9 protein-coding genes are annotated in these 12917 nt (G+C 72.0%); 5 read left to right on the forward strand and 4 right to left on the reverse strand.

Going from position 1 to position 12917, the window contains the following annotated elements; translation table 11 throughout:
- The first annotated feature begins 112 nt into the window (after positions 1 to 112).
- Entirely contained in the window at positions 113 to 832 is a 720-nt protein-coding gene (locus tag AB0K03_RS34810) for a LysR substrate-binding domain-containing protein (protein ID WP_364694178.1), read from the forward strand.
- Positions 833 to 836: 4 nt separating this feature from the next.
- Here the strand turns inward: AB0K03_RS34810 and AB0K03_RS34815 are convergent, their stop codons facing one another.
- The 4 genes from AB0K03_RS34815 to AB0K03_RS34830 all read right to left on the reverse strand — a co-directional run bounded on the left by AB0K03_RS34815 (position 837) and on the right by AB0K03_RS34830 (position 7426).
- A complete protein-coding gene (locus tag AB0K03_RS34815; RefSeq protein WP_364694181.1) occupies positions 837 to 995 on the reverse strand; it encodes a hypothetical protein in 159 nt (52 codons plus the stop codon).
- Between the two features lie 103 nt (positions 996 to 1098).
- Entirely contained in the window at positions 1099 to 1476 is a 378-nt protein-coding gene (locus AB0K03_RS34820) for a DUF6582 domain-containing protein (RefSeq protein WP_364694184.1), read from the reverse strand.
- A gap of 253 nt (positions 1477 to 1729) precedes the next feature.
- Positions 1730 to 6916 carry a diguanylate cyclase gene (locus tag AB0K03_RS34825; RefSeq protein ID WP_364694187.1) on the reverse strand — a complete coding sequence of 1729 codons (5187 nt, stop codon included), beginning with the start codon at positions 6914 to 6916 and terminating at the stop codon, positions 1730 to 1732.
- Between the two features lie 228 nt (positions 6917 to 7144).
- On the reverse strand, positions 7145 to 7426 hold the full coding sequence (locus AB0K03_RS34830; protein ID WP_364694189.1) for a hypothetical protein: 282 nt from the start codon (positions 7424 to 7426) through the stop codon (positions 7145 to 7147).
- Positions 7427 to 7740: 314 nt separating this feature from the next.
- On the opposite strand from AB0K03_RS34830, the gene AB0K03_RS34835 reads away from it, so the two are divergent.
- The 4 genes from AB0K03_RS34835 (at position 7741) to AB0K03_RS34850 (ending at position 12906) form a co-directional block, all read left to right on the forward strand.
- Positions 7741 to 8817 carry a tellurite resistance/C4-dicarboxylate transporter family protein gene (locus tag AB0K03_RS34835; RefSeq protein WP_364694192.1) on the forward strand — a complete coding sequence of 359 codons (1077 nt, stop codon included), beginning with the start codon at positions 7741 to 7743 and terminating at the stop codon, positions 8815 to 8817.
- Positions 8818 to 8856: 39 nt separating this feature from the next.
- Positions 8857 to 9408 (forward strand): hypothetical protein, encoded by a 552-nt coding sequence (locus AB0K03_RS34840; RefSeq protein ID WP_364694195.1) that lies wholly within the window; start codon positions 8857 to 8859, stop codon positions 9406 to 9408.
- Between the two features lie 214 nt (positions 9409 to 9622).
- The gene (locus AB0K03_RS34845) at positions 9623 to 10597 is read left to right on the forward strand and encodes a hypothetical protein (RefSeq protein WP_364694198.1); all 975 of its coding nucleotides are present in this window, start codon (positions 9623 to 9625) and stop codon (positions 10595 to 10597) included.
- 86 nt (positions 10598 to 10683) lie between these two features.
- Positions 10684 to 12906, forward strand: a complete 2223-nt coding sequence (locus tag AB0K03_RS34850; RefSeq protein WP_364694201.1) for a TOMM precursor leader peptide-binding protein — start codon at positions 10684 to 10686, stop codon at positions 12904 to 12906.
- Positions 12907 to 12917: the final 11 nt, after the last annotated feature.

Below are 12917 nucleotides of genomic sequence, written 5' to 3' on the forward strand. Positions count from 1 at the left end.
CGTTGAACCCTCTTACCGGAGACCTCTTCAGTTATGAATCACCGCCACGCCGTGACCTCGTACCGGCTAAGCGGGACTTACGAAACACGCCTTAGAACGCAGCCACCGCAGTGTGACGCTCACGACTGCCGGAAAGGTACTCGTCCGTCATGCGGCGACGGTACTGACCGCGATGGAGGAAACCACAGCCGCGCTCGCCGCGGTGCGCTCCGAGCCGACAGGCCGAATCCGCATCGGCGCCCACGCCGCGGCGGTGCGGACAGTTCTCCCCGGTGCCCTACTCAGGCTCGGCCGCGACCATCCCGGGCTGGAACTGTCGGTCAGCGAATGGGATCCGGTCGCGTTGCCGAACGCACTGCGCGACCACCGGGTCGACATCGGGCTGTCGTACGACTTCGACATCGCGTCCGCCTGGACCGACCCGGCGCTAGAGTCGGTGTCGCTGATGACCGAAAGTGTGTACCTCGCGGTCGCCGCCGACGGGCCGATCAGCACCCTTGCCGCCGCCCGTGACGCTGAGTGGATCCTGGGGAGCACCGGCACGCTGTCTCTCGAGGTCGCCTCGAGCGTGTGCCGAGACGCCGGCTTCACGCCCCGGATGCGCCATCGGGCCGACGATGTCATCGCTGTCCTCGCCCTGGTCGCGGCCGGCCATGGCGTCGCGATTGTGCCTCAGCTCGCGGCGGACGCGCCGACGCCCGGCATACGACTGATTCCCGTTCCGGCTCGCCTGCACACCAGAATCAGGTACCGCCGTGGCGCCTCGGCGCACCCGTCGGTGGTGGCCGTGGTCGCCGCGCTGCAGAAAGCCACCCACGCATTGTCGGGCTGATCGGTCAGGGACGGGTGGCCAGCCGCCCACCTCTCCCTTCATCGCCGGTGAAATTCCCATCGCTGCCACCGCCGACCGACTTGCCCTTCAGCGCCGGCAGCAACTGCTGGGCCAACGCGAACAGCTGGCCCGAGTGCTCGCCGGTGAGCGGCAGCCGGCGCACCGATCCCTGAACCGAATGTGCAGCAGTAAGTCGCGAAGCTGCCGGCCCGGATTGTCGACGACCTCGGCCGGATTCTGCAGCTGATCGGGGCCGGGCTGCCGAATCAGTTCGACAGTGCACGGGCCAGTTGATCCTTGGTCATCGTGGAGCGGCCGGTGATGCCCTTCTTCTTGGCCTCGGCGTACAGCTGGGCCTTGGAGCGTTCCTTGTCCGACGATTTGCGGCCGGCCGATGGCTTGCCTAGGTCCTGCCAGCGGCTCTCGGCGAGCTCGATGCCGTACTTCTTCGCCGCCTTCTTGATGCGGCGGAAGGCCTCGTCGCGCTCGGTGTCGGACACGTCGCGTACCTGATCGAAGCGGGCGATCGCGTTGCGCACGTGGCGGGCGTCGTTCAACGGTTCTTTGCGGACGCGCGGGAACGCGAATGTGCTGTCGGACATCGCGTTGCGCTCGTCGGCGTTCAGGGCGTGTCGGTTTGCCATGCAGGATCGGTACCCGGTCCGGCGGGACCCAACCAGGGGTGCGCCGACCGTTTCTCCCGGGTGTTCGGTGCCGCCGAAGGAAGCCGTCACGGCGGGCGGCGGGGGATTCGCGCGGTGCGTCAACCGGAGTCGACTGTGCCCGTCAGCGCAGAAGGAGCAAAGCGGCGCCGGCGAGCAGGGCCGTACGAAGGACGACGGCGAGCACGGTGAGGCAGGTCCCGCGTCCCTGCGGCCTCGGTGTCGGGGTAGTCGCTCAGGCCTGCTCCACGCGGTTTCGGCCGCCTTCCTTGGCCCTGTACAGGGCGAGGTCGGCGCGGGCGAGCACCTGGTCCAGGCCGTCGTCGTCCGGGTGCAGGTGGGTGATGCCGACGCTGACCGTCACCGGCAGCGGGCCGCCGCGGGTGGGCACCGGGGTGGCGGCCACGGCGTGCCGGATGCGCTCGGCCAGGTCCGGCCCCTGGTCGCCGAGGTCGGGCAGGATCACCGCGAACTCCTCGCCGCCGTAGCGGCCGAGCACGTCGGAGGAGCGTACGCTCTCGGCCACCCGCTGGGCGACCTCGCGGATGACGTCGTCGCCCACGCCGTGGCCGTAGGTGTCGTTGACCGTCTTGAAGTTGTCGATGTCGAGCATCACCGCGGCGAGGTCGTGGTCGTGGCGGGCCGCGATCTTCAGCAGCGTCGTGGCGAGCGAGTAGAAATGGCGGCGGTTGTTGACGCCGGTCAGCTCGTCCGTGGTCGCCAGCTCCTGGACTCGGGCGAACAGCCGGGCGTTCCCGTACGCGCTCATGCCCTGGCTGGCCAGCGCGGCGGCCACCTCGCGGGCGGTGTCGTCGAACCCGGCGCCACCCAGCAGCACCACCCCGACCGGTCCGTCGTGGGAGACCAGCGGCACGGCGAGCGAGATCTCGGCGTCGCCGAGGAGTTCACCGCGCAGCGCGGCGCCGGCGGGCAGCGTCACGGGAGTCGCGCCCGCGCACGCCGCGGCCAGTGCCGGATCCGCCGTGGCGGACAGCCGCCGGCCGTGCGCCGCCGGGTCCGCGGACCCGGCGACGGCCACGACGTCCAGCTCGTCACCGTGGGCGAGCAGCAGCCCGCCGGCCACCGCGCCGACCTGGGCGTGCAGGGTCGTGAACAACCGGTGCAGCACCTCCTGCGGTTCCAGGACGGCACTCAGCTCGGCCAGGCTGGACCGCAGTGTCTCGGCGAGCTGCTGCTGGTGGCGGGCCGTCTGGACGGCGAGCCCGAGCTGGGCGGCGCGAGCCGTCTCCAGCGACACCGCGACGTGGCTGGTGATCGCGGTCAGCACCTCGACGTCGTCCTCCGTGAAGATTCCGCGTGCCATCCGGCTGTCCAGGTACGCCACGCCGAGGACCCGGCCCTTGAACTGCATGGGCGCGACCATGATGCTGCGCAGCCCGTGCACGACGACGCTCTGCGAACCGAGGGCGGCACCCTGCTCGGTGCCGGCGACCACGAGGGCCTCCCCGGTTTCGATCACCCGCTGCACGAGCGTGGAGCCGTACCCGCTCACGGCTTCCAGGTCGGTGCCGGCCGCGTCGCGCCCGGCGAACTGCACGGTTGCGCCGGACTCGTCGACCAGGAACAGCAGGGCGCGCTCCGCACCGAGGATGTGCAACGTTTCGTCGAGTGCCACGCGGGCGAGCTGCTGCGGGTCGAGGACGGTCGCACCGGCGGCGCTCACCTGCTGCAGCGCCTCGAGGCGGCGGTTGCGGCCGGCGTGGGTGCTGCGGTCGGCGTAGGTGCGCGTCGTGCTGGCCTGCGCTTCGTCGATGCCGAACTCGGCCCGCACCTGGCGGCGGCGGTGCTCCCAGCCGTATGTGCCGGCCAGCATGTAGGCGACCCGAGCCTGCCGCTCCGCCTCGGCGGTGTGCCCGAGGGTGCGCAAGGCGCGGGCGCGGATGCGGGACAACTCGAAGGACACCAGAGGGGCGTCGACCGCCCGGGCGTCCTGTTCCACCCGATCGGCCTGTTCGATCGCCTTCTGGCTCATGCCGCGCTGCTGCAGTAGCGCGGCTCGCGCGGTGCGGTGAGCGAGATGCAGCAGCGGGGAGCTCGCGATCCGGCCGAGTTCCCGGATCGCCTGCTCCGCTGCCAGCAGCCGCGCCGGTCGCTGCTCGTCGTCGGCCAGCCGCACCTGCGCCATCCGGCCGTGCGCGCGGTAGACGTAGAACCACTTGAGGTGCGCCATCAGCTTCTGTTTGGGGAGGCCGAAGCCTTCGAACTCGGTGACGATCGCGTCGAAGCGGGCACCGAACTCGCCCTCTTCGACCGCCGCGCACAGGGCGGCGGTGGCGACGTTGGCCCGCTGCACCACGGTGGCTGTCTCCGGCGGCAGGGCCTCACGCAGCGCGGCGTACGCCTCCGCGGCTTCGGCGGGGCGTCCCAGCTGGGCCGGGATCATGACGCCGAGCATGCTGAACGAGGTGCCGTACGCCTGCGTGGGGTCGGCGAGCCGCTGCAGGCCGCGTTCGTACTCCGCCTGGCTTTCACGGGTGTAGCCGCGCAGGAGCAGCCGCAACGACGTGGTGGCGGTGCCCGGCAACATCTGGGCCGGCTGGAACCAGCGGGAGTGCGTGGCGATGGTCTTCTCCCAACCGCTTCCGTCGTCGATGCCGGCGAACAGCCGGGCGCAGCCACGGACCCAGTCGACGTAGGCCGTCAGGCCCGGATCTCGCAGTGTCGCGGCGTCGCGGCCGGCCCGGGACAGGCAGCGCTCGGCGATCCCGTGCAGCCGCATCATCGCGGTGACGTAGCCGAGCACCGCGTACACCCGGACGTACTCGGGGCACAGGCCGATGCGGTTGACCGCGTACAGCGCCCGCATCACGAAGATCGCGGCCTCGCGCAGCCGCAGCCCGATCGCGGCGGCATAGGCGCCGGCGTCCAGGACGGCGGCGAGGGCGGCCAGCTCGTCGCGGCGCTGACCGCGCGCGGTGCCGTACCCGATCCGGGTGCGCCGGACCAGCGCACCGGCTGCCGCGATGGCGAGGGTGGACAGCAGGCGGGCCGGCTTGCTGCCGGGCAACGGCCGGCCGAGCTCCTGCAGCGCCTCGGTGGCCGCCTTTACGGCCAGACCGTCGGCCCAGGTGGTGTGGTGCAGTTCGACGAGCGTGGTACGAAGCTCGGCGCGGCACCGCGGGTCGGACTCCCCGGCCAGCGCCCGATCCAGCGTCCGGCGGGCCTCGTCGAAGCGGCCGGTGCGCAGGTACGCCGTGGCCAGCGGATGCAGCACCTCGCTGTCGATCGGACCGCTGTCGGCCGCGTCGACGATGGCGCTCAGGTACTCGAGGGCGTCGGCGGGTGCCTGGTCGGCCAGGGCACGCCGGCACGCCGCCAGGGCACTGCGGCGGCGTGCGGCCGGGTCGGCGACCCCGGCGGCATCTCGGTAGTGGCGGGCGACCACGTAGTCGTGGTCGGATTCGCGCATCTCCTGGGGCAGCTGCTCGAGCGTCGTGGCGGCCGCCGCATGCAACCGGTGCAGGACCTCCGGTGCGACGTCGGCGAGCAGCGTCTCTCGCAGCGCGGCGTGCACGAAGCCGTACCGGCCACCGTCGCGGGCCTCGACGATGCGCCGGTCCGCCGCTGTGCCGAGAGCCGCGGCGACCGTCCCGGCCGGCAGGCCGCACACGGCGGTCAGCACCTCGTGACGGAAGCGGCCGCCGGCGACCGACGCCGCGACGAGCACCTCCCGGACGTCGTCGGGCAGCCCTTCCAAGCGGGCCACGATGAGCGCACGCGCGTCCGCGGCGACGGGCAGGGCGTCGGCGCCGGCGGTGTCGAGGTACCACTCACCCCACAGCGGCACCAGCAGGCCGGCGTCGACCAGCTGCAACAGGTACGCCTCAGTCGCCAGCGGCGAGCCGCTCGTCCGGGCCGCGACGTGGTCCACCAGCGCGGCGGGGACCCGGGCGCCGGGCAGCCGGGAGGCGATCAGGGCCCCGGTCGTGTCGCTGTCCAGCGGCTCGCACCGTACGGTCGTGTCCAGAGCGCTGCCCAGCTCGGTGAGCGGCGAGCCGGCGTCGTCGAGTTCCGTCACCAGCACCAGCAGCGGCAGCGTGCCCAGGTCGGGCCCGAGAAGCGCGAGCACGCGACGGCTCGCCGCGTCCAGCCACTGCACGTCGTCGAGGAGAAGAAGCATGCCCCCGCCGCTGCGGGCCAGCTCGCTGAGGAAGACGGCGACCGCGGCGAAGAGGCGGTCGTCGCGGCCGTCGCTCCCGCCCGCGCCCGAGTCGCCGAGCAGTGCCGCCAGTCGCGGCGACAGCCCGGCGATCAGGCCCGGTCCGGCACTGCCGGCGGCGGCACGGATCCGCTCGCGGGCCTCCTCGCGATCCTGTGGGCCCAGCCGGGCGATCGTGTCCAGGTGCCCTTCCAGCGCCGCCCGCAGCGCGCCGAGGGGCAACGCCTCGTCCTCGGCGCACCGGCCGCGCAGCACCACCGCGCCGGCGGCCTCGCCGGCGATCTCGGCGGCCAGCCGGCTGCGGCCCGAGCCTGCCTTCCCATGCACGGCCGCGGCGCCACCGGAGCCCGCCGCGGCACGCCGCCACCGTTCGCTCAGCTGCCGGACCTCGCCGTCGCGGCCGAAGACGGGCCAGGCGTCCACGGGCGGGGCGTCGAGGATCGCCTGGGCGTGCCCGCCCGCGCACCCGCGCAGCGCCGCGAGCAGATCGGCCGGGCTCTGGTAGCGGTCGTCCGGGTCCTTGGCGAGCAGCCGCGTGACCACCTCGGCCAGGACCGGGTCGATGTCCGGCAGCAGCGCCCGCAGATCCGGCACGGGCGCGGTGGTGTGCAGCCGCAGCAGCTCGCCGACGTCCGAGGCGTCGAACGGCGGGCGGCCGGTCAGGCACTCGAAGAGCATGACGCCGAGGGAGTACAGGTCCGAGCGGCCGTCCACCGGGCGCTTGAGCATGCCTGACTGCTCGGGGGCGCTGTACAGGAACGTTCCTACGGCCTTGTCCGGCTCGTCCACGTCCCGGCCGAGCATGGCCAGGCCGAAGTCGATCAGCTTGGCGGGGCCGTGCGGCGGGATCATGACGTTGTGCGGCTTGATGTCGCGATGCACCAGGCCGATCCGGTGCGCGGCGGCCATCGCGTGCGCGAGCTCGGCGGCGAGCTGCACCACCCGCTCCTGCGTCAGCGCCCGGTTGGCGAGCAGATCGGCGAGGGAGTGGCCCTCCAGCAACTCGGTGACCATAGCCGGGGCGCCTTCGTAGCGGCCCGCCGCGTACGCGCGGACCACGCCGGGATGATCGACGCAGGCCAGCAGAGCGGCCTCGCGGCAGAAGGCTGCCAGCGTCTCGGGCGCGGCGGCGGCATCGCCGCGCGGACGCTTGAGTGCGAGGCGTTCGTCGCCGCGGCGCACCTGGAACACGGTCGTGTGCGCACCACGGCCCAGCTCGGCCTCAACCTCGAGCCCGGTCACCTGTGCGGGTCGCCGGACCGACCCCGAAAGCTGCGTTTCGCTCATTACCGACCGCCCCGTCACGTGCACCTCCATCTGGCCATCGACACGAGCGGGCGCAGATTGAGCCATTCGGCCGTTCACGTACGTTGCGGATAGGTCGCTGCGGACCGCCGGCCGGGCAGCGGTGACCTCACCGAGGGCCGGCGCCGAGGTCGCACAACAGCGTGCCGAGGATGCGTTCCTCCATCACGGCGTGCCCGGTGCGTTTGCATCAGCTCGCCGAGGCCGGGATCCCATGGTGTCGATGCGGGCGCACCCACGAGCGGGATCCGGTCGGCGGGCCGTGATGCCGCTCAAGCCGCGACCCGGCAAGCCGTTCTCGAACTGTTCGAACCCGACGAAGCCGAACTGCGGTTGCCGGCCGAAGCTGCGGCCGATGCGTTCCTCGCCCTGTTCTTCGGCCGCTCCAGCGGCAGGCGGCAGGCCACGTCCGCTACCACGGAACAGTTGGTCGATCTGTTCCTGCACGGGGCGATGGGCCCGGCGCAGACGGGATGATGACGACGCCGCCACCGGCCGGGATCGTGAGCGCGCTCGGAGACGTCGTTACGCCGAGTGACTCCTCGGTGCGCCGGCGCCGGCGTGGTCGAGACCGAACGGTCGCGTGCTCTGCCGACAGCGGTAGAAGGTGGCAGATCTTTGGCGTTCGGGGCCCATGGACACGGCAATATCGGTGGCGCAGGGGTGCGGGAAAGTGCCGGACGACCCTGCTTCCCGGAGGACGTCCGGCACTAGGCTGCCCGTCACCCGGCGGGCGGCCCTCGGGCGACGGAGGCGGTGGGATGACAGTCCGTGATCTTTATCCGGGCTACTTCGCGCTGGTCATGGCGACCGGCATCTGCTCGATCGCGCTGCGGGACGTCGGGCGTACGAGTGCGTCGGTCGTGCTCCTGGTGGTGGCCATCGGCTGCCTCATAGCGCTGTGTCTCGCGCTGGGGTGGCGAATCGCGCGATATCCCCGGCTGGTCCTGGCGGACCTGACCGCGCCGGACCGGGCGTTCGCGTTCTTCACCATCGTCGCCGCCTTCGACGTGCTCGCCGCCCGGCTCGCCCGGGACGCTCACCGCGGCGTCGCGATCGCGCTGGCTGTCGTGGGCGCGGCCGTGTGGCTCGCCCTGACCTACACCATCCCCGTCCGGCTGATCCTCGGCCCGCGGCCACAACCGGTCCTGGCCGGCGTCAACGGCACCTGGTTCGTCTGGGTCGTCGGCACCCAGTCGGTGGCCGTCAGCGCCGCCGTGCTGGACCAGCCCGCCCACGGCCACGCCCGGCTCACCGCGTTGCTCGCCGTACTCATGTGGTCGGTCGGCGTAGTGCTGTACCTCATGGTGGCCACCCTGGTACTCACGCGGCTGCTGCTGCTCGAGGTCCGGCCTGCCGACCTCACCCCACCGTACTGGGTCACCATGGGCGCCACCGCGATCACCGTCCTCGCCGCCGCGCAGATCCTCACCATGCCCAACTCCCCGGCAGCCAACGCCACCCGACCCGTCGTCGGGGGCCTGGCTGTCGTGCTGTGGGCGTTCGGGAGCTGGCTCATCCCCCTCCTGGTGATCTTCGGGGTTTGGCGGCACGGTGCCAAGCGGGTGCGGCTGGCGTACCTGCCGGCGTTGTGGAGCATCGTCTTCCCGCTCGGCATGTACGCCGTGGCCAGCATGCACCTCGGCAAGGCCGTCCAGATGCCCATCGTCGAGCGCATCGGCCGGGCCTGGACCATCGTGGCGGTCTTGGCCTGGCTGATCGTCTTCGTCTCCATGTGCCGAGCGCTCCTGGCATCCCCGCTGCGTCTCCGTGGATCGCTGGGTACCCCGACCACGAAGCGAGTGCGTCCTGACTCTTCGGCCGCGAAGCGAACCTAGGGAACCTGTGCCTGTGACAAGTCCCACGACGATCGGAGGGTGACCGTGGCAGGTCCGGTCACCAAACATCATCTGGCCCTACGCCCCGACCACCTGATCGTCGTTCTGCGCGACATCGACTGCGACGCAGGAGTCGGTGGCGATGACGCCATCACGCGGGCACGTCAGAACATCGCCGCAAGCTCCGGCTACGGGGTCTACCTCGAAGCCGTGCAGAATCTCGTCCCGATTCACGTCGACGTCGACGTCTGGGATGGCGAACCTGAGGCCGGTCCATCGCCTGCGACGTGGGCGGGACCTCTCCTGATGGACCTGGATTGTCCTACCGGTGAGTTGCAGGTGGGTGACGAGACAGGCCAGGCGATCTCCGACATACGACCGCCTCATGGCCCGGGGCGATATCGGGTGGCTTTCTATCACCGCGGCCGTGACGAGGCCCCCGAGCTGGAGCGGCAGGTCGAGGCCGCGCTGGCCGCCGAGGGAGACCAACGCGTGGATGAACTTCTAGCGGCCTATCAGGGTCGGGAGAGCTATCTGTTCCGTCTGTGGTGGCACGGCCCGCTGCCCGAGGACGACGATGACGATCTCTAGCGCATAGGCGGAGCAGCCGCACTCCGGAGATCGACGTTCGCGTCGCCCGCTACTGCCGCTGGTTCGCACTGTCGTTCAGGTCCTCGTCTGGACCTGGCGCCCGCCGGCCAGTGAATAGGGACCGTTGCACCGGGTCGTGTCAGCGTGCGCGGGCCGGTGGCAGCATCGGTGGCCATCGTCTCGATCGCGGCCGGCCGCGCCACATACTTCGGCAATGAGGAAAGTGGCGGCTGGTGTGGCGGTGGCTCTGAGCGTGGGGGTCGCCGGGTGTGCGAACGGCGATCCGCCGGCCGGTGCACCGGCCGCTGCCGCGCGGCCCGGATTCTCGGTGGAGGCTGCCGACGCGGTGTTGTCCGCCTTCGATCAGGCGGATTCCGCTGCTTCCGGTGCGTCTGATCCGGCCGGGCTGAAGGCTCAGGAGGTTCCCCCGTCGCTCGACATCAGTCTGGCGTCGGCGAACCGGGCGCGGATCGCCAAGCGTACGCCGCCCGCCTTCCGGCACACCGCGGCGGGTTTCGCCCTGCCTGCTGGGGACGCTTCCTGTTTCCTGGTGGTGGCGTCGCTGCAGGTGCAGGGTACGGAGCTGCCGCTCTCCGACATCACGCAGTTCGTGCGCCAGGACAGTGGCGGGTGGAAGGTGAGCCACAACGTCGGTGTCGGGCAGAGCGCCGTGGCGCAGGCTCGTACCCTCGCGGGCGGCGCCGCGGTGGCCACCGGGACCGCTCTGGACGAGACGCGGCGCAAGCAGTTGGAGACCGAGGTCTTCAGCCGTACGATCAGCGCCGCCGCGCCCGATGTCACCGTGCTGGCGAGCAGTGACCTGCTCGACCGCCAGTTCGCGGCCGGCTGGGACGTCTACCGGCAGCAGCTTTCCGGAGTCGGGATGCGGGTGGAGCGCACGATGACGGACGCCGGCTGGTCGCAGTGCGCGGCCCGTACCGATGCCGGGGTCTTCGCCTTCCTCACGCTGCGGGCGACCGACACCGTCGTGGGTGGTAAGGGCAAGCCGGCCACCCTCGCGCCGCCCAGCCCGGATCTGCTCGGCCTGGGCCGTACCGAGCCGGTGTCCGCGCCGAGCATCGCCGTCTCCCGGGTTCAGGTTTTCGCGTTGTTCGTGCCGGCTGCGGCGGGCAAGCCGGCGACGCTGCTCGGGCTGAACGACGCACCGACCGCCCTCGACCTGGGCTGACGATCGCCGCACTTCGTGCCATCGATGGATCTCGGTCCGGTGCTCTCCGACAATGAACGTCCGCCCCAGGGGATGGAGATGGGTCGATGCGGCGTCCGAGATTCCGAGCGGATCAGCTACCGGTCCGGTTGAGCGCGCCGGCGGGCGACTATCTCGTCGTGGCCGGCGAGACCCGGCACCTGCTCGTCGAGGACCCGGTCGCGGCCGAGCTCGCGGGTCTGGCCGACGGGCGCACGGAGACGGCGGACCTGGTCGGCGCGCTCGCGGACCGCTATCCGCCGCGGCGGGTGGCGGCGTCGCTGCGCCGGCTGATCCGCCTGGGCCTGCTGGCCGACGGCCCCACCGCCGCGCCGGCCGACGTGGCGGCGGCGTGGGACGCGCGGGGCGTCGATCCCGACGATGCCGCTCGGCAGCTCACCGTGTCGCTGGTGGACGCCGGCGCGCCCGGCGTCGCGGCGGTCGAGAGTCACCTGCTCGAGCTGGGGATGAAGGTCACCGGTGAGGTGGGTGACGGCCCGATCGTCGTCGCCGTGAGCAGCCCCACCGATCCCGGGCTCGCCGCCTTCAACGCGGCCCGGCTCGCCGACGGCCGGGGCTGGACGATGGTCCGTCCACACGGCACCGTGCTCCTGCTCGGACCGCACTTCCTGCCCGGCGAAACCGGCTGCTGGCAGTGCCTGCGGCAGCGCTGGACGGAGAACGAGCCCGTACTGTCCTACCTCGACAGTCTGCTGCCGGGACCACGGCCGGACCCGGCGCGGGCGAGCATTCCGGCGACGATCGCGATCGCGGCGGGGATGCTCGCCGCCGAGTTGCCGGTCCTCGCCGCCACCGGCCGTTCGTCCCGGCTGACCGGCCGGCTCGTCACCTTCGACACCGGCACGCTCACCGGCGAGGGGCACGATCTGGTCCGGCAGCCGTACTGTGCCGCCTGCGGCGAGCCTCCCGCGCCGGGCGGCCGCATCGTGCTGGAACCGGCCCCGGTGACGGTGTCCGCGGACGGCGGGTCCCGTTCGGCGGCCGCCGCGCAGACGTACCGGCGGCTGGCCCGGCACGTCGACCGCTACCTCGGTGTCGTGACCCGTCTCGAGCCGATGGAGGACTACCACAACGGGCTCACGTACAGCTTCGGTGCGGGACACAACTTCGCCCTGCCCCGGGGGCCGGCCATGTTGCGGACGAACCTGCGCGGGCTCTCCGGCGGCAAGGGCCGCACCGAGATCCAGGCGAAGATGTCAGCGGTGGGAGAGGCCGTCGAACGGTACTGCGGCGTCTGGCGTGGCGAGCGTACGACGATCCGCGCGGCCTGGCCGGACCTGCCCGGTGCCGTACCCCCGCAGGACCTTCTGCTCTTCTCCGACGCGCAGTACGCGGCGCGTGAGCCGGCGCGTAGTCACTTCCACCGGGTGCCGAAGCGGCTCGCCGCCGACCAGCAGATCGCGTGGTCCCCGGCGTGGTCGCTCACCCACGATGAACCGCGGAACCTGCCCGCCGCCTACTGCTGGTACGGCCACCCCGACCTGGCCGAGGCGGACGTGTGCGGCGCCGACTCCAACGGCTGCGCGGCCGGCGAAACCCTCCCCGAAGCGATCCTCCAGGGCTTTTGCGAGCTCGTGGAGCGCGACAGCGTGGCGCTGTGGTGGTACCACCGGTCGCGGATGCCGGGCGTGGACCTCGCCTCGTTCGGGGACCCGTGGATCGACGCGCTGGGCGACTTCTATCCGCGCCGGCTCGGCCGCAGCTTGTGGGCGCTGGATCTGACCGCCGATGTGGGCATCCCCACGTTCGCCGCGGTCTCGTCCCGCACGGACCGGCCGGTCGAGGACGTCCTCGTCGGCTTCGGCTCCCACCCCGATCCGGCGGTGGCTGTGGGTCGCGCGCTGGCCGAGGTGAACCAGTTCCTGCCGATGGTGGCCCGCTCGAGCGGGGACCGCACCCGCTACGCGGTCGAGGACCCGGAGACCCTCGCCTGGTTCACCACCGTACGCATCGCCGAGCACCCGTGGCTGACCCCGTCCGACGCCGCGCCGACCACCGCCGCCACGTACGCGAGCACCGCCACCGGTGACGCCGCGGAAGACGTGCGGGACTGCGTACGGCGCGCCGCCGGCGCCGGGCTCGACGTCATCGTCCTCGACCAGTCCCGGCCCGACCTGGAGCTGCGGGTCGCGCGGGTCGTCGTCCCGGGCCTGCGCCACTTCTGGCGGCGGCTCGGTCCGGGACGGCTGTGGGACGTGCCGCACCGGTTGGGACGCACCGGTCTGGCCGCCGACGAGACGGCGATGAATCCGCTCAGCGTGTTCTTCTGAAAGGAACGGCG

The organism is Actinoplanes sp. NPDC049316, from assembly GCF_040677315.1.
Lineage (GTDB): Bacteria > Actinomycetota > Actinomycetes > Mycobacteriales > Micromonosporaceae > Actinoplanes.

Bases quoted from the DNA above. Each gene is read 5' to 3' on its own strand.
- AB0K03_RS34850 (WP_364694201.1), top strand. From the start codon at position 10,684: ATGCGGCGTCCGAGATTCCGAGCGGATCAGCTACCGGTCCGGTTGAGC.
- AB0K03_RS34820 (WP_364694184.1), bottom strand. From the start codon at position 1,476: ATGGCAAACCGACACGCCCTGAACGCCGACGAGCGCAACGCGATGTCC.
- AB0K03_RS34845 (WP_364694198.1), top strand. From the start codon at position 9,623: ATGAGGAAAGTGGCGGCTGGTGTGGCGGTGGCTCTGAGCGTGGGGGTC.
- AB0K03_RS34835 (WP_364694192.1), top strand. From the start codon at position 7,741: ATGACAGTCCGTGATCTTTATCCGGGCTACTTCGCGCTGGTCATGGCG.